Source organism: Dyella sp., assembly GCF_036384435.1.
In the GTDB taxonomy this organism is placed as follows: Bacteria; Pseudomonadota; Gammaproteobacteria; order Xanthomonadales; family Rhodanobacteraceae; genus GSA-30.
Window position 1 is genome coordinate 1 of record NZ_DASVMI010000110.1, and the last position, 21846, is coordinate 21846.

Below are 21846 nucleotides of genomic sequence, written 5' to 3' on the forward strand. Positions count from 1 at the left end.
TACATGCCCGATACACAGAGTCGCGAAAAGATCGACGCCCTGCGCCTGACCGGCGCCGAGGTTCGACTGGTACCCGCAGTCCCTTACAAGAACCCCAATCATTACGCCCACCACGCGCGCGCCCACGCCTTGGACCTCAACCAGGCTCGTCCAGGCAGCGCGTGGTTCGCCAATCAGTTCGACAACACCGCCAATCGCGATTTCCATGACGCCACGACCGGCATCGAGATCTGGGAGGGCACGGGTGGCCAGATCGATGGTTTTGTCTGCGCTGCCGGTACCGGGGGCACCCTGGCCGGGGTCGGGCGAGCCCTGAAGACGCGCAAGCATGCCGTCCGTATCGCCCTGGCCGATCCCACCGGCTCGGCGCTGGCAAGCTACGTGCAGACCGGCGAATTGGCTGCCAACGGCAGTTCGATAAGTGAAGGCATCGGTTCCAGCCGCATTACCGCCAATTTTGACGGCGCGCCGATCGATCACGCCTGGTCGATTCCCGACGAGGAATCGGTGGCCTGGGTTCACCGTCTACTGCATGAAGAGGGCTGGTGCGTTGGCGGCTCCAGCGGTGTAAATGTCGCTGGCGCCGTGCGCCTGGCGCGGGAACTCGGCCCGGGACACACGGTCGTAACCATCCTGGCCGATGGCGGCATGCGCTACCAGGCCAAGCTGTTCAATCCGGCGTTCCTGCGCTCGAAAGGCATTCCGGTCGCTGAGTGGCTTGATGCCGCGGCTGGATAAAACAGAAATGGATGGCGGGGCTCGACACCTGCCGCTTGAGGCAGACATGCAAGACTGCGACAGATCGTCAGTGCCCGGACTTGCGCCCCACTACCCATCTCCCGTCGCCACGGGCATGCTGGCGCATTGAATTTTCGAGCCTTCTGCCGCCATGCCTCTCGCCGCCAGTATCGTTACCGCCCTTGTCGCCCTGCTGCATGCCTGGTTTCTGGTGCTGGAAATGTTCATGTGGGACAAGCCCCTGGGGCGTCGTACCTTCCGCCTGACGCCGGAATTTGCCGCGCAGTCGAAGAATCTGGCCGCCAATCAGGGGCTGTACAACGGCTTTCTGGTCGCCGGCCTGGTCTGGGCACTGGTCTCGCAACGCGCCGATGTGGCGATGTTCTTCCTGGGCTGCGTGGTCATCGCCGGCATCTTTGGCGGCTTCACGGTCAGTCGCCGCATCCTGGCGATCCAGGCCTTGCCCGCCGCTGTCGCCCTGGGCCTGCTATTCATCTAGAGCCTAGCCTTCCTTCAATGGCACACGCCGCCTTCACGGCGGCATGGTGCTCTGCCGCATGCATGTCCTGCATCGAAGTGGCAGGCTTGAGTCATCCGCGACAAAAGGCCGCATCTTGAGCCGCTGTCGCTCTGACTTGAAGCAAAGCGATCCCTTTGAACGCAGTAGCCATCCAGCGCGAAGCCGTCGGCGCCCGATTCGATCCCAGCCTGATGCTGCGTGCCCGGGAGCGCACCTGGGCTGCGCTCCACGGTATTCGCGAACGCATGGCCCCCGGTATCAGCGAAATCGAGGCGCAGGCTGCCGCCAGCGAGGTTTTTGCTGACCTGGGTATGCAGCGCTTGTGGCATCCCACCATCGTGCGGATCGGCGCCAACACCACCAAGATCTATCGCGAGCGCTCGGATCCCTCCGTACGACTGGGCGAAAACGACATTTATTTCATTGACCTGGGCCTGGTGTTCGATGGCCACGAGGGCGATGTGGGCGACACCTTTGTGACCGGCCACGCGCCGGAGCGCCAGGCCTGTGCCGACGCTGCGCGAGAGCTGTTCAAGGTCGTCGCCGGGAAGTGGCGCAAGGATGCGATCAGTGGGCAGGCGCTGTACGCGTTTGCCGAACAGCAGGCTGAGACGATGGGGTGGCGGCTGAATCATGCGATCAAAGGTCATCGGGTTAGCGATTTTCCACATTCGATTCATAAGGCTGGCGATCTTGGCGAACTGGATGCCACACCGTCCCCTGGTCGGTGGATTCTTGAAATCCAGATTGCGCATCCGACTGAACCGTACGGCGCATTCTTCGAAGACTTGCTGCTCGATTAGCGGTCTCGACGAACGCCGCGCGCGCGCGCAGGCCTATGCGGCAAGCGCCGAAGGACGAGTGGCGGCCTATCGGCCCCCATACCGTCGTGCCGAGGGTGGGCAGGTAATGAGAATGTGACGCCTGAGACGATGCCGGGCCAGGCATGAGAGACGAGTAGTGAGGGCGCCCCTCACCACCGAACCTTGCCTGTGGCCTCATAATCCAGAGGGTCGCAACAGGGGATGTGCTGCAGAGGGCCGGTTTTAGGGCCACCACCACTCATCCCTCGGCCCTAAGGGCCTACCCATCCCTGGTAGAATAGGCGGTTCGCATACGCCTACTCGTGCCGTCCGCCATGTCCACGCATCTCGCCGAAACCCGCCGCCGTCGCACCTTTGCGATCGTCAGTCATCCTGACGCAGGCAAGACCACGCTGACTGAAAAGCTGCTGCTATTCGGCGGTGCGATCCAGATGGCCGGCTCGGTCAAAGGCCGCAAGGCTGCGCGCCATGCCACGTCCGACTGGATGGCCCTGGAAAAGGAGCGCGGCATTTCGGTGACCTCCTCGGTGATGCAGTTCCCTTATGAAGGATGCATCGTCAATCTGCTCGACACCCCCGGTCATGCCGACTTTTCCGAAGATACTTATCGCGTACTGACGGCGGTGGACTCGGCGCTGATGGTGATCGACTGCGCCAAGGGCGTGGAGGAGCGCACCATCAAGCTGATGGAGGTGTGCCGCCTGCGCGACACTCCCATCATGACTTTCATCAACAAGCTCGACCGCGAGGGTCGCTCGCCGATCGAACTGCTCGATGAAGTCGAATCGGTACTGGGCATCGCTTGCGCGCCCGTGACCTGGCCGATCGGCATGGGCCAGCGCTTGAAGGGCGTGTATCACATGGTCCTAGACGAGGTGCACGTCTTCGAACCCGGCAAGAACTTCACTCGCCAGGATTCCACCATCTTCAAGGGCCTGAATGCCCCCGGCCTGGCCGAGCTGGTCGGCGCCCAGGCCCTTGCCGAGCTGCGTGACGAGTTGGAACTCGTACAGGGCGCATCCAATCCATTCGACCTGGACCAATACCTGGCAGGCAAGCAGACCCCCGTATTCTTTGGCTCAGCAGTCAACAATTTCGGTGTCCAGTTGCTGCTTGACTTCTTCATCGAACACGCGCCATCACCCCGCTCACGTGAAACACTTACGCGTACGGTAGAACCCGAAGAAGAGAAGCTCACCGGTTTCGTATTCAAGATCCAAGCCAACATGGACCCAGCCCATCGCGACCGCGTTGCATTCATGCGTGTCTGCTCAGGTACCTACAGTGCAGGCATGAAGATGCTCCAGACCCGCACCAACAAGGAAGTGCGCATCGCCAATGCTCTTACCTTCATGGCCAGTGATCGCGAAATCGTCGAATCGGCTTATCCAGGCGACGTAATCGGCTTGCACAACCACGGCACCATCGGCATTGGCGACACCTTTACCGAAGGTGAGCTGGTCAGTTTCACCGGTATCCCCAACTTTGCGCCCGAACTGTTCCGCCGTGCCCGCCTGCGCGATCCACTCAAGATGAAAGCCTTGCAGAAGGGCCTGGCCCAGCTCTCCGAAGAGGGCGCCACGCAGTTCTTTCGGCCGCTGATGAGCAACGACCTGGTGCTTGGTGCCGTGGGCGTGCTGCAGTTCGATGTGGTCGCCTATCGCCTGAAGGACGAATATAACGTCGATGCAAGCTTCGACACCGTAGGCGTCGTCACGGCGCGATGGATCCATTGTGACGACCCGAAGAAGCTAGCCGATTTCCGCGAAAAAAATGCCATGAACCTGGGCATCGATGCCGCCGGCGAGCTGGTTTACCTGGCGCCATCACGGGTCAACCTGCAACTGGCCCAGGAGCGCTGGCCAGGCGTGCGTTTCTCCGCGACCCGCGAGCACGCCACCTCCTTGGATATTTGACTGCGGTAATCTGGCAGCACGCCGCCACGGCCTGAAGGGAGCCCATGGAGCCGTCTCAAGATATCGCTTTCAGCACGCCGGTCACCGCACCGGCGTGGCAACGCTGGATGGTCTTTTCGCCAACGGCGCGTATCGTATTCTTCATCGTGGCCATGCTGATCTTCGGTCTGCTGGTACAGATGCCCCTGGCCAGGTTCGGCCTCGGCGACAAATCGGCCTCACCATTACGACAGGCGATCACCGGCTGCTTGGCGCAAGTACTGATTTCGTTGCTGGCCTACAGTGCGCTTACCCGTACGATCGAACGGCGCCCGCATCCTCGAGAACTGGCCTGGAAGGAGTTACCGCTAAAGCTTGCCGGGGGTTTGGCCATTGGCATCATCCTGTTCAGCCTCGTGACCTGCATCATGTGGATGCTGGGCATCTACCACGTCAGCAGCATCAATGATGATGTCGACTGGCTGCCCCCGCTACTGACGGCCGGCATCGGCGCCGGGGTGTACGAGGAAATCATTTCCCGCGGCGTGCTATTTCGCATTGTCGAAGAGGGCATGGGGACATTCTGGGCCCTGGCGGTCTCGGCCGCCTTCTTCGGCGCCGCCCACATCTTCAACCCGGGCGCCACGGTGTGGAGCTCGGTGGCCATCGCGATCGAGGCAGGCCTGATGCTGGGCATGCTCTATCACGTCACGCGGTCGCTATGGCCCTGCATGGGGCTGCACGCGGCATGGAACGTCATGCAGGGCACCGTGTTCGGCATTCCAGTTTCCGGTACATCGGCCGATGGTTGGCTGGTGTCTTATCGCACGGGGCCTGACTGGCTCAGCGGCGGTGTATTCGGCACCGAGGCTTCGGTGGTGTCCATATTGACCTGCTCGGCGTTCACCGCAACTCTGTTGATCGTGGCCTGGCGGCGGCGCTCGTTTGTTGCGCCACGCTGGCGCCGTCACTGAAGCTTCACCCGCGAGCGACTGGGATGTCGTCAGCGTCAACCATAACCCGGCCGGCTTGCGTCTTGAGGGGAAGACCAGCCAGGCACGCACAAAGATGGTATGCATGGCTTCGGATACCAAGAAAGAAACCTGGCTCGCCGACCAACCCATCCAGCGCAAGATCCTGCTGGCCATCGGCCTGTTGCTGGGATTGTTCCTGCTCGCCAGTCTGTTCACCCTTTCGGCGCTGCAAAAGCAGAACGACAACCGGCGCTGGGCCACGCACACCTATAGCGTGCTTTTGGAACTGGCCGACGTGCGCGTGGCCATGCAAACCGCCCAGCTTGGTGCCCGTGGCTATATTCTCAACCAGCGCGAGGATGAACTGGCCAACTTCCGTAGCGGCCTGACGGAGACGGCAACCCACCTGGAAGCTGTGCGCAAGCTGACATCGGACAATTCGCTCCAGCAGGCACGCCTGGATCGCATGCAGGACCTGGTGACCAAGTGGCGTGACGAGGTGACCACAATCGCGATCGATCCGGTCCGTGGTGTCACGACCACGGACACCGAACAGAAGCTGCATGACCTGCAACGTATTCGTACCGACTATGTGGCACGCCGTACCGTGCGCATCGAAGATGCCTACGCCCTGCTCGATCAGATGGCGCATACGGAAGACATGCTGTTGACCGTGCGCAACGATGCGCTGGCCAGCACCCTCAATGCCACGCGCATCGTCAACATCGTCTTCGCCCTGCTCGGACTGGCTTTCGGCATCATGGTGATCAGCCTTACCTTCCGGCTGATCACGCGTCCCCTGCGGCGCATCACCGACCTAATGACACGCCTGTCCAACCGCGACCACGGGATCGAAGTGCGCCAGTTGACCCGCCGCGACGAGATCGGCGAGATCGCCCGGGCGTTGCAGGTTTTCAAGAGCATGGTCATCGAGACCCAGGGACAAACCTGGCTCAAGACCCAGGCCTCGGAAATCGCCGGACGACTGTTGCGTACCACCACGCATCGCGACTTTGCGCATGAGCTCACATCATCGCTGGTGCCGCTGCTGGGTGCCGGCCTGGGCATCTATTACCTCTACGATAACCAGCGCGAACAACTGGATCTGCTCGGCAGTTATGGCCTTCGCCAGGTATGGCAGGGACCGGAAACCTACATGCCGGGCGAAGGCCTGGTCGGCCAATGCCTGAACGAAAGGCGTATCGTGGAATTGCAGGATGTGCCGGCCAACTACCTGCGCATCCATTCGGGCAGCGGCGAAGCGGTGCCCAGCCACATCGTCATCATGCCCGTGCTGGTCCGTGGTGAATTCTGTGGTGTGCTGGAACTGGCGAGCTTCAGCGCCTTGCAGCCCCTGCAACGCCAGTTGCTCGACGAGCTGCTACCTATCGTTGGCTTGACGCAGGAAAACCTGACGCGCGCCATCCGCACCCAGGCCCTGCTTGAACAGACCCGGGAACAGGCCGACGAGCTACGCACGTCTGAACTGGTCATGCGCCAGCAAAAGGAAGTGCTGCGCGACAGTCACGATGCCTTGCAAGCCAAGACCGCCGAGTTGGAAGAGCAGTCACAGCGACTGGTTGCCTCCGAGGAGGAGCTGCGCGTACAGACCGAGGAATTACAGGCCTCCAACGAGGAACTGCGCGAGAAGACCGAAACGCTCAACGAGCAGAAACGCGTACTCGAGCGCCTGCAACGCGAAACCCTGGAAAAGGCGGACGAACTGGAACGCGCCAGCCAGTACAAATCCGAATTCCTGGCCAATATGTCGCACGAACTGCGCACGCCACTCAACAGCCTGCTGATCCTTTCGCGAAGTCTGGCCGAGAACCGCGAGCAGAACCTGGATGAGGAACAGATCGAATCGGCACGCATCATCCATGACTCGGGCAGTAACCTGCTGCGCTTGATCAACGACATTCTCGACTTGTCCAAGATCGAGGCCGGCAAAATGGAGTTGAACCTGGCCGAGTCCCCGCTCAGCAGCCTGGTGCGCTCACTCAAGCGCACGTTCGATCACGTCGCCCAGGAGAAGAACGTCGGCCTGCAGTTGGAGCTCGATCCGAGCCTGCCCCAGGTGGTCATGACCGACCTGCCCAAACTTGAGCAGGTATTGACCAACCTGGTGGGCAATGCGTTCAAGTTCACCGCGCAGGGGACGGTATCGATACGCATCGGCCGTCCAGCAGCCGATATCGCCCTGCCCGAAAAACTTGCCGGCAAGCCGGTCATTGCCATTGCGGTGGCCGATACCGGCATCGGTATTCCCGCCGACAAGTTCCAGAAGATCTTCAGCGCGTTCGAACAGGTCGATTCCAGCACCAGCCGACAATACGGCGGCACCGGGCTCGGCCTGGCCATCTCCCTGCGCATCGTGGAACTGCTCGGCGGCAGCATCGACCTGCGCAGCCGGGAGGGTCACGGCAGCACCTTCACACTGTTGTTGCCAGAGCTCCCGGCGAGCGGCACCGACGTGTCGATGGACAAGGAATCCAGTCATACGGAGACCAGCTACTCTCGGGCCCCTACCACCGCCGCCCTGCTTCCCGAAAGCATCGACGACGATCGCGAGACCCTCAACCCCGAGGACAAGGTCATCCTGATCGTCGAGGATGACCCCATCTTCGCGCGCATCCTTGCCGATATGGTGCATCGCAAAGGGTATCGTGTGCTGGCCGCAGCTGAGGGCGAATCTGCCTTGAAGCTGGCCCTGAAGTTCAAGCCAGCAGGCATTCTGCTTGATGTCATGCTGCCGGGCATGGATGGCTGGTCGGTCATCGAGCGGCTCAAGGGCAACGACGACACGCGCCATATTCCCGTGCATTTTATTTCCGCCGTGGATGAAGCACACCGCGGCCGTGAACTGGGGGCCGTAGGTTTCCTTACCAAACCGGTCAGCCGCGAAGCGATCAACGGTGCCTTCGAACGTCTCATGCATTTCGCCGAAGGTGGCACGCGTCATTTGCTGATTGTCGATGACGACAACGATTCGCGCGCTGCCGTACGTACCCTGCTCAACAACGACGGCGTGACGATCGACGAGGCGGCCAGCGCTGAGCAGGCCCTGGAGCGAATCGCCAGCACCGAGTACGACTGCGTGGTGCTGGACCTGAGTCTTCCGGGCATGTCTGGCATGGATCTGCTGGAGCAACTGTCCATGCGTGGCCAGATTCCGCCGGTAGTCATCTATTCCGGCCGCGACCTCAGCCGCGAGGAAAACCTCAAGCTGCGCCGCTTCACCGACAGCATCGTCGTCAAGGGCGCGCGTGCGCCCGAACGGCTGCTCGATGAGGTCAGCCTGTTCCTGCATAGCGTAAGGACCGAGCGCAGGCACGTGGCCGCCGCAAGTCAGCGTACGGCCGTCGATGACGAATTACGCGGACGCAAGGTGCTGCTCGTGGACGATGACATGCGCAACCTGTTCGCCTTGTCCAAGGTAATGCGTGAATGGGGGCTGGTGGTCACCATGGCGCAAGACGGCCAGAAAGCGCTCAAGTCACTGGCGGACAATAACGATATCGAACTCGTGCTCACCGACATCATGATGCCGGTCATGGACGGATACGAGACGATCAAGGCCATTCGCATGCAGCCTCAGTACGCTAATCTTCCGATTATCGCGCTGACGGCGAAGGCAATGCGTGGCGACCGCGAGAAGTGCCTGGAGGTAGGTGCCAACGACTATCTTTCCAAGCCGATCGATATCGACAAGCTCTCCTCGATGATGCGCGTGTGGCTGCATCGCTGATGCCATGACCGTCTCATCCGAAGACATTGAGATCGAACTGTTCGTACGCGCACTGCAACTGCGCCATGGCTATGATTTCAGTCAATACGCGCCTGCATCCCTGAAACGACGCATTACGCAACTGGCCCACTCGCAAGGGATGCGAAACGTCAGTGCCCTGATCGAGCGAGTGCTCTACGAACCGGGTTTCATGTCGATCGTCCTGGAAGGATTGTCCGTACCGGTATCAGAAATGTTTCGCGATCCGGCGGTATTCAAGACCTTGCGCGACCAGGTTTTCCCCGTGCTGGCCTCTTATCCGCAGATCAATATCTGGCTGGCGGGCGTCGCACATGGTCAGGAGGTGTACTCGCTGGCGATCCTGCTGGAGGAGGCCGGGCTGTATGACCGCTGCCAGCTGTATGCGACCGACTTCAACGATGCCGCGCTGTGGCAGGCCCAGGAAGCCATCTATCCAGCGCGCGAAGCTCAGTTGTGGTCGCGCAACTACACCGCCGCCGGCGGCAGGCACACGCTGGCCGATTACTACAGTGCCCGCTACGAACTGATCAAGCTCGACCAGCGCCTGCGTCGCAACGTCACCTTTGCCAATCACAACCTGGTGACTGACGACGTGTTCTGCGAGGCGCAACTCGTTCTATGCCGTAACGTACTGATCTACTTCAGCGATGCCTTGCAGGACCGCGCGCTTGGTGTGTTCCGCGACAGCCTGCGACGCGGAGGGTTCTTGTGCCTGGGTAGTCGCGAGAGCATCGATTTTGCGCCATCGGCGCGTGGCTTTGCCCCGGTGGACGCAAAGTTTCGCATTTACCAATTGGCACATAAAGGGTGACATGGAAAAGCCGCGCGCGATCGCCATAGGTTGTTCCGCAGGTGGTCTATCCGCCCTGGAGCGACTGCTGCACGATGTCGATCCGGCCATTTCGGCGACCGTCCTGGTGTGCTGCCACACTGGCTCAAGCGATGTAGGCCTGCTGTGCGAACTGATTTCCCGCCACACGCGACTACCGGTCGTTGAGGCCGTCGAGCGTGAACATGCGCGACGGGGCGTGGTCCACGTCGCACCGAGCGGCTACCACCTGCTGGTCGAACACGATGAACGCTTTTCGCTCTCGGTCGACCCGAAAGTCAATTTCTCGCGACCCTCGATTGATGTCCTGCTCAGCTCTGCCGCCGATGCCTATCGCGCTGCGCTGATCGGACTGGTGATGACGGGCGCCAACAAGGACGGCGCACGCGGCCTGGCCGACATCCGCCGCCTCGGCGGCATGGCCATTGTGCAAGACCCATCCGATGCCGAAGTCCCGGTCATGCCGCAGGCTGCCCTGGATATCGCCGGAGCCGACCATTGCCTGCCGCTACCGGCGATCGCGCCCTTGCTCAACTGTCTTTGTCTCTAGATTGAACGCCATGGCTACCAAGATCCTAGTTGTCGACGATACCCCGGCCAACCTCGTTGCGATGCGGCGACTGCTGGCCGACTGCGGTGCCGAACTGGTCGAGGCCGCAAGCGGCAACGAAGCACTCGCTCAATGCCTGGACAATCGCTTCGCACTGATCCTGCTCGACGTCAACATGCCCGATATGGACGGTTTCGAAGTAGCGCAGCTGCTGGCCGAGACAGACCACATGCGCGATACGCCGATCATTTTCGTCACCGCCGCCTATGCAGATGACCTCAATCGCCTCAAAGGGTATCGCTTCGGCGCGGTCGATTACATCGCCAAGCCGGTCAACGACGCGATCCTGCAATCGAAGGTTCGGGTATTCCTTGATCTATACAACGCACGCCAGCAGCTGCAGATGGCGATGGACGAATTATCCGAGCGCAATCGCCAGTTGATCGATGAAGTGGCCGAGCGCGAACGCGCTGAGGCGCAGGTGCGCCACCAAGCCACCCACGACATGCTTACCGGCTTGCCCAATCGCATGTTGTTTCACGATCGCCTGCGCAGCGCCATCGCACGCGCACCGCGCCAGGGCACCGGCTTCGCGTTGGCCTTGCTGGACATCGACGGTTTCAAGCAGGTCAACGACCAGCACGGCCATCCTGCTGGCGACGCCCTGTTGGTTGCCATCGCCGGACGCCTGCGCCAGCATCTGCGAACCAACGATTCCGTGGCCCGCCTGGGTGGCGATGAGTTCGCGTTGATTCTTGAGGACGTCAGCGACACTACGGCCTTGCTCGAGCGCTGCAAGCAGGTCGGTGCCAAGCTGGCCGAGCCGTATCCATTGCAAGGCCGCAACGGCGACTTTGTCGCGCACGTGAGTGCCAGCATCGGCATCGCCTACCATGACGATAGTCACGGCAGCGACGAAGCGCTGATCCAGGCGGCCGATCGCGCGCTCTACCAGGCCAAGGATGGCGGTAAGAACCGCTGCGTCATGGTGACTTGAAGCGCCTGAAAAAAACCCTCCCGCACCCGCGGCACGGAAGGGTCTTGTTTAACGCGTCGAACCGGTATCAGGCGGCGTCAGCAAGTTTTCCCGGCTTGCTCTCTTCGCCGCGCGCCTGAGCCGAACGCAGCTCCCGCGGATCGAAGTCATCGACCGAGATGAACTCGAACACGCCTTCTCGCACACGCTTGAGCAGATCGTATTCGGCCTCGGTGATCACGCCAGCCTGCCTGGCTTCGGCCAGTTGACCGATATAGTCGTGCGCCTTGAGCTGCCCGGTTTTTTGCGCTTTGGCAAACTTGCGTTCTACCGGCTCGGCGGCGATCACATCCGGCAACAACGCGTTCATGCGACCGACTACGTTGTTTTCGGTCGGCGTCATGTAGGTCCACTGCAAAAGACGATCGCGAGCCTCGCCCGGCGCGGTGATGATGGCCGCCACACGGCGACCCAGGCGATCGGACGGCGGCACTTCGCGGCGGCCGAAGGGGAACACCAAGGCACGCAGCAACCACGCGACCGGACGCACCGGGAAGTTGCGAATGGCGCCATCCAGCGCGGCCTGCGTGCGCCACATGCATTCATGGAACGCCCAGGCCAGCAACGGACGGTCCGCTTCCGGTCGACCTGAATCCTCGTAGCGCTTGAGCATGGCACTGGCGATGTACAGATAGCTCAGCACGTCGCCCAGGCGCGCGGAGAGCTTTTCCTTGAACTTCAACTTACCGCCAAGCACACCCATGAAGGTGTCGGCACACAGCGCCAGAGCGGCCGAATAGCGGTTGAGCTTGCGGTAGTAGCGACGCACGTAGGCATCGCCAGCCGCGTCACCGATGCTGGCACCGGTGATGCCCAGCACGAACGAACGCACCGCGTTGGAAATACCGAAGCCGATGTGACCAAACAGCGCGCGATCGAAGGTTTTCAGGCGCTCGCTGTAATCGGCGATCGACAGTGCCTGCATTTCCTTGAGCACATAGGGGTGGCAACGGATAGCGCCCTGGCCGAAGATCATGAGGCTGCGCGTCATGATGTTGGCACCTTCGACCGTGATGGCGATCGGCACGCATTGCCAGCCGCGACCGGCATAGTTCTTCGGGCCCAACTGCACGCCCTTGCCACCGTGCACATCCATCGTGTCGCCAGCAACGATACGTGCCCATTCCGTGGCGTGGTATTTGGCGATTGCCGACGGCACGGCCGGCTTCTCACCGCGATCTACGGCCGCCGCCGTGGCACGCGACAAGGCCGCTGTGGCGTAAGCCAGGCCACCGATACGCGCCAGGGCCTCCTCGACGCCCTCGAAGCGCGCCACGGCCAGGCCGAACTGCTTACGCATGCGCGCATAGGCGCCAGTCGCCGCCGCCGACATACGGATGGCGCCCGTGGCGTTGGACGGCAACGAAATCGCGCGTCCCACCGAAAGACATTCCACCAGCATACGCCAGCCGTGACCCGCCATCTTCGAGCCACCGATCAGGGTGCTCATCGGCGCAAAGACATCCTTGCCGTGCACCGGACCGTTCTGGAACGGAATATTCAACGGGTAATGGCGTCGGCCGATCTCAAGGCCCGGGGTACTGCGAGGCAGCAAGGCAAGCGTGATGCCGAGATCTTCCTGATCACCCAGCAGCTTGTCTGGGTCATACAGACGGAAGGCCAAGCCGACCACCGTGGCGATTGGTGCCAATGTGATGTAACGCTTGTCGAAGGTCAGCCGCACGCCAAGCGTTTCGACACCATCGACTACCTGCTTACAGACAATGCCGTAGTCGGGAATCGAGGTCGCGTCGGAACCGGCGTAGGGGCCGGTCAGCGCGAAGCAGGGAATCTCCTCTCCCACCGCTAGACGCGGCAGGTAATAGTTCTTCTGCTCGTCACTGCCGTAGTGCAGTAGCAATTCGGCCGGTCCCAGCGAATTGGGCACCGCCACTGTGGAAGACACCGTCGCGGAGATCGTCGATAGCTTCTGCAACACCGCCGAGTGCGCCAGCGCCGAGAAACCCAGGCCACCGTATTGCTTGGGAATGATCATGCCGAAGAACTTGTTCTTCTTGATGAAGTCCCACACGTTTGGCGGCAGATCGCCCAGCTCGTGGGTGATCTGCCAGTCGTCGATCATGGCGCACAATTGTTCCACCGGGCCATCCATGAAGGCCTGCTCCTCGATGCTCAGCTCCGGCTTGGGCTGCTTGAGCAACTCGTGCCAGTCCGGCTTGCCTGAGAACAGTTCACCCTCGAAACCGACCGTGCCTGCCTCCAGTGCGGTCTGCTCGGTGGCAGACAGCTTTGGGGTCACCTTGGCGAACATCTTCAGCAGCGGCGCGCTGATCTTCTTGCGACGAAAGTTGACCATCAGTAGCGGCACTGCAATCAGGGCCTCGATGATCAACAGCACCATCGTGGTCCAGGGCGCGTTCGCAAGTATGCCCACGACCAGGGTCGCAAGCGTGGTCACGATCGCCCAGGTCCGCAAGCTGCTGCGGTGATATGCGCAGGCGCCGGTCGCTATCAACGCCGCCAGCAGGGTCAGTAATACGGACATTTCTACACCTCACTCCTTCAGTTACACGACGCCGGCGCTATGCCGGACGCCGGTGGTACCCAGATCGCGCACAAAGCCTGTGATTTCACGTGTGAATGCGTCGTTCGCATCCCCGGCAAGCATGTGCGTGGCCTGCTTGAGCTCGACATGCCGCGCGTGCGGCACCAGCAGCAGGAATTCATTGACAGTATCGCGCGATACCACGTCACTGCGCCCCCCCGATAGCAACAGCAACGGCAGGCGCAACTTGGCCGCCGCCGCGAACAACTGCGGCTGATAGCGCTCGCTTTCGCTGACCAATCCATCGAGCAGGGCCGGATCCCAATGCCAGCGCAAACGGCCATCGTCACCCTTGCGCAGCAAGGGGCGAAGTTGCTCCTCCGTCTTGCGCTCGCGCCGTTGCGGCATGTAAAGGGCAATCTGCTCGGCCGCCTCGTCGTAGCTGGCGAAGCCGTCAGGGTGTGCCTTCATGAAAGCCAGGATGCGTTCCACGCCAGACGATTCCCAACGCGGCGTGATATCCACCAGCACCAGGGCACGGAACGCGCCAGGGTCGAACTCGCCCGCCACCACCATGCCTAGCAAGCCGCCCATCGAGGCACCGACAAGCACAGGCGGCTCGGGCTGACAGCGAGCTAACGCGGCGAGGTCTTCGACAAAGGACTGCATGTGGTATGCGCCATCCGCCACCCTGCCACTCTCGCCATGCCCACGCGCGTCGAACGTGACGCAACGGCATCCTTCAGCCGCCAGCGCACGCGCGGTACTACCCCATGCGCCACGCGTCTGGCCGAATCCATGTGCAAACAACAAGCTCGGCGAGCCTGATGGATTGAAAGTCTCTACGCACAGCGGCAAGCCATCGCGCATGGCAATCAGTTCGTTCTGGAGGTGGGTGTCGGCTCGCATTACCATACGGATGAGTATGGATCGCAAAAAGGGGGACGTCAACACCCTGCGATGCCTTTCTCACGAGATACAGCGACACCCCCGATTTCAACTACTTAGCCGGCACTGGCCTTGCAAAGCCAAGGACTGGGGCTAACATGCTCGGATGAATGCCAGCAACAAAACCGAACGTAGCCGTCTGTCGGCAGAGGATTGGGAAGACGCGGCGCTGGCGCTGATCGCCGAGCAAGGCGTTGGCGCAGTGGCCGTCGAAGCACTTGCTCGCCAGTTGGGAGTGACCAAAGGGAGCTTCTATTGGCACTTCCGCACCCGCGAAGCCCTGTTGCAAGCCTCTCTCGAGCGCTGGGAGCAGTATGGTGAGCGCGAGGTCATCATCCAGATCGAATCCATTCCCAACCCGCGCGAGCGCCTGCCTGAATTGTTCCGGCGAGTGGCCCATGAGATCCAGCCGCATCGCGTCTATGCCGCGCTGTTGAAGGCCTTGGATCATCCGCAGGTGGTCCCGGTGATGGCCCGCGTTTCGCAGCGCCGTGTGGATTTCCTGCATACCGCCTACAAACAGGCAGGCATGGAGCCGGTCGAAGCACTCAACCGCGCACGCCTTACCTATGCTGCCTACGTGGGCTTCCTGCAGCTCAATTTCACGCTCGGTCTTCCACGAATCAGTCATGAGGAGTTCGACGCCTACGTCGAACACATGATCGCGACATTGATTCCGTGACGCCTGCCTCTGCGGGCTCGTCCGCACGGGCGCGATTTATATTGCTGCACCGCTCCTTGCCAGGCCACTTTGCCTAAACTAGCGTTTTCACTCTCTTTTGCCGCAAGACCAGAGAGGGAAACGATGGCAAGTTCGATGGATGCGTTGCAGCACTGGGTCGATGACGTCGCAGCCTTGACCCGACCATCGCAGATTCACTGGTGTGACGGCTCGGACGCCGAGTACCAGGCACTGGTGCGGCAGATGCTCGCCTCCGGCGATCTGGTGGAACTGAACCAGTCCACCCATCCAGGCTGCTACCTGCATCGATCCCATCCCTCTGACGTGGCGCGCGTAGAACACCTCACCTTCGTATGCACACGCGAACAACAGGCTGCCGGTCCCAACAATCATTGGATGGACCCGGGGCAGGCACATGCAAAGATGGACGCTCTGTTCGAAGGCTGCATGCAGGGGCGCACGATGTACGTGATTCCGTATTGCATGGGGCCGATCGATTCGCCGTTGGCGCGTTGCGGCGTGGAGATCACCGACAGTCCCTACGTGGTCGCCAATATGCGCATCATGACGCGCATGGGCGTGGCGGCCCAGACCCGCATCGAGCGGGAGGGGCATTTCGTGCGCGGCCTGCATTCGATCGGCGAGCTCGATCCCGAACGCCGCTTCATCATGCACTTCCCCGAGGAACTGGCGATCAAGTCCTATGGCTCAGGCTATGGCGGCAATGCGCTGCTGGGCAAGAAATGCCACGCGTTGCGCATTGCCAGCTGGCAGGCACGCAGCGAAGGTTGGCTGGCCGAGCACATGTTGATCGTTGGTGTCGAAAGTCCCCAAGGCCAGACGCACTACATCGCCGCAGCCTTCCCTTCCGCCTGCGGCAAGACCAACCTGGCCATGCTGATTCCACCAGAAGCCTATCGACGCGACGGCTGGAAGATCTGGACGGTAGGCGATGACATCTGCTGGATGCGCCCCGGCGAGGACGGCCGCTTATATGCGATCAATCCGGAAGCGGGTTTCTTCGGCGTCGCGCCCGGCACCAGCGCGGACAGCAACCCCAATGCACTGCGCACGATCGCACGCGACACCATCTTCACCAATGTCGCACTGACTGCTGACAACCAGCCCTGGTGGGAAGGTCTGCCCGGTGCGCCGGTCACCGACTGGCAAGGGCGTCCTTACGATCGGGCCAACGGACCGGCCGCGCATCCCAATGCGCGATTCACGGTCAGTGCCCGGCAATGCCCAACCTGGTCGCCCAAGGCCGACGATGCCCAGGGAGTACCGATCAGCGCGATCGTCTTCGGCGGGCGCCGTCCGTCCCTGCTGCCCCTCGTGCTCGAGGCCAACGATTGGGCTCATGGCGTGCTGCTGGGTGCCGCCATGGGCTCGGAAACCACGGCAGCCGCAACCGGCGCGGTAGGTGTGCTGCGCCGTGACCCGATGGCCATGAAGCCTTTTTGCGGCTATCACTATGGCGACTACTTCGCACACTGGCTGTCTTTCGACCGACCTGGCAAGCAGCTTCCGAAAATCTTCCACGTCAATTGGTTCCGTAAGGGCAACGACGGCACGTTTCTGTGGCCAGGATTCGGCGAGAACCTGCGCGTTCTTGAATGGATGATTGCGCGAATCGAGGGTACGGCTCAGGGCCACGCCACCCCGATCGGCACGCTACCCACGCCACAAGACCTTCGTACGGCGGATCTTCGCTTGCAACCCGAAGCGCTTGAGGCGCTCCTTGACGTGAATCTCGAAGACTGGCGCACGGAACTGGCCGAGATCGATCAATACCTGGCGAGCTTCCAACCCCGGTTGCCGCCTCCACTGGCCGCCGAACGACGCCGTGTGGCGCAAGCCATCGAAGCAGCGCTGCCCCAGCAGCGCAATCGCGCGGCGGTGTCCTGAGCCACGCCGGCGCTGGACGCAGGCGCCGGTGTCATGCATCGTGCGGTCCCAGGGCAGCGCTGGCTGCCCTTTTTACACCAGGATCTAAACCCTGCACGGGCCGGATGCATCAAAGCCAGCAAGATGATCATGATTGCCGCCAGCCCCACACCAGGAAGCGTCCCGCCCCCCGCCCTCCGTGCGGAGGGTGAAGACGCCGATGACATCAAGGCTGCGGCAGGCGGTGATCGCCAGGCGTTCCATCGGTTGTACCGCCAGCATGTCGATCGCATCTACGGCGCGATCTACCGCCTGGCGGGCTATGACCACGCGCGCGCCGAGGATCTGACGCAGGAAGCCTTTGTACGATGCTGGCAGAAGTTGGCTGGCTTCCGTCACGAAAGCGCCTTCAGCACGTGGTTGTATCGGTTGGCGGTGAATGTTGCCCTGATGGATATACGCTCACGCGGCGCCGATCCTGTGCACATGATGGACGAGGACGACATTCCCGATCATGGTCAGACACCGTTCTGTGCCGCCGAACGCGAAGAACTCGAACGCGCCATCGCCACGTTACCGCCTCGTGCACGCGCCGTACTGGTATTGCACGATGTGGAAGGCTGGCGCCATGAGGAAATCGGTGAAGAATTAGGTATGGCAGTAGGTTCGTCCAAAGCACAATTGCACCGCGCTCGCGGCCTGCTGCGGAAAGTGTTGGGAGAAAGCTCATGAATGAATTCGAATGGCACCGTCAGATGCGCACCTTGCGTGAACCGGTCGCCCCGCAACGCGACCTGTGGACGCAGATCGATGCGGCCCTGGATGCAGCGCGGCCCGAAGCCTCGACACCTTCCGCACGCCGCCGGCCAAGGGCATGGTTGTTGGCCGCCAGCGTGGCCGGCCTGGCCCTGCTCGCAGGAGGGCTGGCCTTTCAATGGCAACGCGAACAGGCCCAGGTTCCCACGACGGTGGCGAACACGACGCCGTCGTCCACCCCATCGGACGTGACGCGTTGGAAACCCAACGATCCGCGCCTGGCTGGCGCCGCCGTCGAACTGGATGCCGCCCAGATGGAACTTCGGCAGGCTCTCAAGCAGGCACCCGATTCCGTGGCGCTGCAACGCCTGCTCGATCGCACCGAACAACAACAGGCGCAGTTGCGCCATATGGAAAACCAGGCAAGCTGAGCCGCAGGAACCCACCATGAAAACATTACGCTATACCCCTGTGCTGCTCTGCCTGGTCATTGGCCAGGCCCTGGCCGATACGCCGATCAACATCAGTCACGACGCATCCGCCGACGCGCATATCGACATCACCAATATCAAGGGCAACGTCACCATCACCGCCTGGGATCGCAACCAAGTGCAGGTGTCGGGCAGCCTAGGTGAAGGTGCCAAACCACTGGAGATCACGGGCAGCAACAACAATCTGTCGATCAAGGTCGAACCGCTGGGAAGTAAATCCGGTTGGTTCAACTGGAATAGCGACACCCGCATGTCATCGAGCACGCTTGAGATACGAGTACCCAAGGCCGCGTCATTGAACGTGGGCGTGATCAGCGCTCCACTTGGCATCGATGGCATCGATGGTGGCGACATCAAGGTCAACAGCGTGAGCGGCAAGATCCGCATCAGCGCTCGCTCACCCTCGGTCACCGCCAACAGCGTCAGTGGCAGCATCGAACTGGCCGGCCATGCCGAAGCAGTCAACCTGCAAACAGTCAGCGGCGACATTCTCGCTCCCAGCGTGGGTTCGCAAGCACAATTGCAGACGGTATCCGGACGCATCCGCGTCAACGGCGGCCCGTGGCAGAAGCTCAACCTGAGTACCGTTTCCGGCGACGTGCAGTTGGGTGGCGGAGTCAACGCGAATGGCAGCTACAGCATCGACAGCATGAGTGGCGACGTGCAACTGGCCTTCCCCAGCGACTTGTCGGCCGCCATCCATGCCACCAGCTTCAGCGGTGACTTGCGCAGCGACTTCGGCACGCCAAAGAAGAACGAACACGGCCCAGGCAGCGAGTTGAATGCAACCGCAGGCAGCGGCTCGGCGAAGGTGACGGTGGAGACGTTCAGCGGTGATTTGAGGATCAAGCGGGGGGAGTGAGTGGCCGCGCTGCCGCTGACTGTGAAGTCGACCCCTGCGTGGCCTGTGAAGCCGCTCGCTGACGCTCGTAAGAGCAACGATCAACGGCGGAAAGCAGAAGCAGATAAGCAGAAGCCGGTCAAGAGACCGGCTTTTTTTCTTTACTTACAGGCCACGCAGTGGCCGAGCTCACAGCGCGCCGCAGGCGCACGACCTCACAAATCCTGGTGATACTGCACGTAGGGCGTGCGCGATTGATCGGGCTCAGGGCCGGCGGGTGTGTTGGCACCATTGCCCGAAGACCATACGTTCTGCGCGCCGATGCTCAACTCGCCCTGCCACGGCAGACGCAGGGTCACACCCAGGTCGATGCTGTTCCAGTGGCGGTCGGCGTTATAAGCGCCCGGGATGCCAGCCTGCGGCTGCAAAGTACGCCCCACGATCGAGCCGCTCAACGGACCACGATCGACGCCAAAACTGAGGGCTTTCTGGTCGAGGGTGCTGATACCCAGCAGATTGCCTGGCAACAGCCGGACCCGACCCACGCTGGCGCCAAGATCGATGCCACTCTTGCTGTCCAAAGCCAGACGGCCACGCGCGTTGAGCTGTGCGCTGCTATCGAAACTGGAAAGCCCGTTGACGCTACCCAACGCCCCACCCGGCAGCAAACGCGGCAAGGTCGAACTGTTGGGCACACTCGTCGCGCCGGCACTGAGGCCAAGGCTGTAGCGCCCGGTGTTGTAGGTGACACCCAGTTCGCTACCAATGACACGCGGAGCGCCGCTATTGACCCAGCTATGCTCGCTGACCGAGGCATGTGCCTGAAGATTGGGCGTCAGACCGTACTGGCTGTCAGCCGTACGAGTGCGCGCATCCGGTCGCAGCACCAGCGGCGCCGCGCCTCGCTGAGCCGCGCCATCACCACGGTTGAAGCCATTGTTTATGCTATCTGGGTTCGCCGGGAACTGGTCTTGCTGGATGAACAGCGTCGGCTGCGACGCCTGCCCACTGGACGCAACCTGCCCGACCGCAGCAAGCGGCGTCAGCAGAAACGGCAGTGAGAGCAGAAGGCGGCGCATGACGATCGTTTACAGTCCGGTATACATCCCTCCCCCGAGGGACTTTTCGGGGTTGAGATTAGCATATTTTACTTTTTAATAACAACCCACTCGAAGCGGTTTTCGTGGAAATTTTTCTTGTTTTGCAACAGCAACTTAGGCTCCAATTCCTTAGACCATGCCACACTGCCGCTCCAGGGAGGCCGCAGCTGCGCCAAATGGGCGACAAAGCTGAACCAACACGCTATAAAGTCGCCTAAACCATCACCTTCGAGCCCGGTCGCGCCCGATGAATCTCGCGCCAAACAGCAGTGCATCGCTGCCCCGCAACGAAGGGGATGTCGCCGTACTGCGCGATGCCGCCGAGCGACTGTTCCGCGCCCCTGATGCCGCCACCGTACTGGATATCTGTGACACCGCCTTGAAAGCCCTGGGCGTGGTCGGCCACCTGCACTGGCAACCCGCGGCGGAAGCGCCTCTGCCGCTAGCCGATGAACACATCGAGCTGGCCGACGATCCACAAGGCATGCGCACCCTGGTGCTTGACATACCCCTTACCGATGCATCCCTATCGGGCCCCGGGCGCGATTTGCTTGCCTGGCTTGGTCGCATGGCCGCGGCACGGCTGCGGCAGCTGGCCGAGACATCCCGCCTGTATGAGGCGATTTCCCGGCTGGCCCTGGCCGAACGCCTGCAACGGGCGTTGTATGCCATTGCAGAACAGGCTGGCGCCGAGCACAACATGACCGAGATGATGCGCTCACTGCACGCCATCCTCGGCAGCCTCATGTACGCGGAGAATTTCTATATCGTGCTCTACGACGCCGCGACGGGAAACGTGCGCTTCCCGTACTACGTCGACACGATGGACAAGGACCCGCCGCTGCCTGACCAGAGCCAGCCCTTGCAGGACATGCGTGACAGCCTGACCTGGCATTTGCTGCACGGTGGCCAGCCCATCATGGGCTCGATCGAGGAACTGACCCACCAGTTAGGCGAGCACCTGAGCCCGGTCGGTCCCAACTGCGAGCACTGGCTCGGCGTACCACTGCTGCGTGACAACCGTGTGGTGGGCGGCATCGTGATGCAAAGCTATCGCGAAGACACGCATTACACCCAGCACGATCGCGAACTGCTCAGCTATGTCGCCCAGCATGTGCAGACGGCGCTGGAGCGCCGTGAGGCCCACGCCGAGCTGGAGCGGCGCGTTGCCTCACGCACGGCCGCGCTGCGTGAAGCCAACCGCGTGTTGCGGCAACAGGTGCTACAACGCCAGCGCGGCGAACGCCTGCAAGCGGCCTTGTTCCGCATTGCTGAACTGGCCAATGCCACCGAGAGCCTGGACAACTTCTACGCCGCCGTGCATCGCGTGATCGGCGGCCTGCTGTATGCGCGCAACTTCTATATCGCGCTGCTGGATGAAGAACGCAAGCAACTGACCTTTCCGTATTCGGTCGACGAGTTGGACAGCGTAAGGTTGCCACGCGCGCATGGCCGGGGCGCCACCGAATATGTCTTGCGCCACGGCAAGCCGCTGCTAGC

General features: G+C 61.7%; 18 protein-coding genes. 15 read left to right on the forward strand and 3 right to left on the reverse strand.

Features of this window, described 5'->3' with window-relative positions; all coding sequences use genetic code 11:
* The 9 genes from VF436_RS10905 to VF436_RS10945 all read left to right on the forward strand — a co-directional run.
* A partial coding sequence (locus tag VF436_RS10905; RefSeq protein ID WP_330904049.1) for a pyridoxal-phosphate dependent enzyme occupies positions 1-738 on the forward strand: 738 nt, incomplete at its 5' end.
* Positions 739-889: 151 nt separating this feature from the next.
* Positions 890-1237, forward strand: coding sequence for a DUF1304 domain-containing protein (locus tag VF436_RS10910; RefSeq protein ID WP_330904050.1), 348 nt, complete (start codon positions 890-892; stop codon positions 1235-1237).
* Positions 1238-1392: 155 nt separating this feature from the next.
* Positions 1393-2061 carry a M24 family metallopeptidase gene (locus tag VF436_RS10915; RefSeq protein WP_330904051.1) on the forward strand — a complete coding sequence of 223 codons (669 nt, stop codon included), beginning with the start codon at positions 1393-1395 and terminating at the stop codon, positions 2059-2061.
* A gap of 335 nt (positions 2062-2396) precedes the next feature.
* On the forward strand, positions 2397-3998 hold the full coding sequence (locus tag VF436_RS10920; protein WP_330904052.1) for a peptide chain release factor 3: 1602 nt from the start codon (positions 2397-2399) through the stop codon (positions 3996-3998).
* A 44-nt stretch (positions 3999-4042) separates the two neighbouring features.
* Positions 4043-4951 (forward strand): type II CAAX endopeptidase family protein, encoded by a 909-nt coding sequence (locus VF436_RS10925; protein ID WP_330904053.1) that lies wholly within the window; start codon positions 4043-4045, stop codon positions 4949-4951.
* Between the two features lie 103 nt (positions 4952-5054).
* Positions 5055-8699, forward strand: coding sequence for a response regulator (locus VF436_RS10930; RefSeq protein ID WP_330904054.1), 3645 nt, complete (start codon positions 5055-5057; stop codon positions 8697-8699).
* A 4-nt stretch (positions 8700-8703) separates the two neighbouring features.
* A complete protein-coding gene (locus VF436_RS10935) occupies positions 8704-9531 on the forward strand; it encodes a CheR family methyltransferase (RefSeq protein ID WP_330904055.1) in 828 nt (275 codons plus the stop codon).
* Position 9532: 1 nt separating this feature from the next.
* Positions 9533-10099: a chemotaxis protein CheB gene (locus VF436_RS10940; protein ID WP_330904056.1), complete on the forward strand. Its 567-nt coding sequence runs from the start codon at positions 9533-9535 to the stop codon at positions 10097-10099.
* A 10-nt stretch (positions 10100-10109) separates the two neighbouring features.
* Positions 10110-11096, forward strand: a complete 987-nt coding sequence (locus tag VF436_RS10945; protein ID WP_330904057.1) for a diguanylate cyclase domain-containing protein — start codon at positions 10110-10112, stop codon at positions 11094-11096.
* A gap of 67 nt (positions 11097-11163) precedes the next feature.
* Here VF436_RS10945 and VF436_RS10950 read toward each other — a convergent pair whose 3' ends face one another.
* Positions 11164-13641, reverse strand: a complete 2478-nt coding sequence (locus tag VF436_RS10950) for an acyl-CoA dehydrogenase (RefSeq protein WP_330904058.1) — start codon at positions 13639-13641, stop codon at positions 11164-11166.
* Between the two features lie 21 nt (positions 13642-13662).
* Positions 13663-14550, reverse strand: coding sequence for an alpha/beta fold hydrolase (locus VF436_RS10955; protein WP_414649841.1), 888 nt, complete (start codon positions 14548-14550; stop codon positions 13663-13665).
* A gap of 145 nt (positions 14551-14695) precedes the next feature.
* Here VF436_RS10955 and VF436_RS10960 point away from each other — a divergent pair, with 145 nt between their 5' ends.
* The 5 genes from VF436_RS10960 (at position 14696) to VF436_RS10980 (ending at position 19267) form a co-directional block, all read left to right on the forward strand.
* Complete coding sequence (locus tag VF436_RS10960) at positions 14696-15271, forward strand: helix-turn-helix domain-containing protein (protein WP_330904059.1); 576 nt, start codon at positions 14696-14698, stop codon at positions 15269-15271.
* Positions 15272-15394: 123 nt separating this feature from the next.
* The gene (locus VF436_RS10965; RefSeq protein WP_330904060.1) at positions 15395-17179 is read left to right on the forward strand and encodes a phosphoenolpyruvate carboxykinase (GTP); all 1785 of its coding nucleotides are present in this window, start codon (positions 15395-15397) and stop codon (positions 17177-17179) included.
* A 129-nt stretch (positions 17180-17308) separates the two neighbouring features.
* Positions 17309-17890 (forward strand): RNA polymerase sigma factor, encoded by a 582-nt coding sequence (locus VF436_RS10970; RefSeq protein ID WP_330904061.1) that lies wholly within the window; start codon positions 17309-17311, stop codon positions 17888-17890.
* A complete protein-coding gene (locus VF436_RS10975; RefSeq protein WP_330904062.1) occupies positions 17887-18345 on the forward strand; it encodes a hypothetical protein in 459 nt (152 codons plus the stop codon). The genes VF436_RS10970 and VF436_RS10975 overlap by 4 nt, the downstream gene beginning before the upstream one ends.
* Before the next feature lie 16 nt (positions 18346-18361).
* Positions 18362-19267: a DUF4097 family beta strand repeat-containing protein gene (locus VF436_RS10980; RefSeq protein WP_330904063.1), complete on the forward strand. Its 906-nt coding sequence runs from the start codon at positions 18362-18364 to the stop codon at positions 19265-19267.
* A gap of 194 nt (positions 19268-19461) precedes the next feature.
* On the opposite strand, the gene VF436_RS10985 is transcribed toward VF436_RS10980, so the two are convergent.
* Complete coding sequence (locus VF436_RS10985; protein ID WP_330904064.1) at positions 19462-20325, reverse strand: hypothetical protein; 864 nt, start codon at positions 20323-20325, stop codon at positions 19462-19464.
* A 268-nt stretch (positions 20326-20593) separates the two neighbouring features.
* Here VF436_RS10985 and VF436_RS10990 point away from each other — a divergent pair.
* Positions 20594-21846: GAF domain-containing protein (locus tag VF436_RS10990; RefSeq protein WP_330904065.1), on the forward strand; the 1253-nt coding region annotated here is incomplete at its 3' end.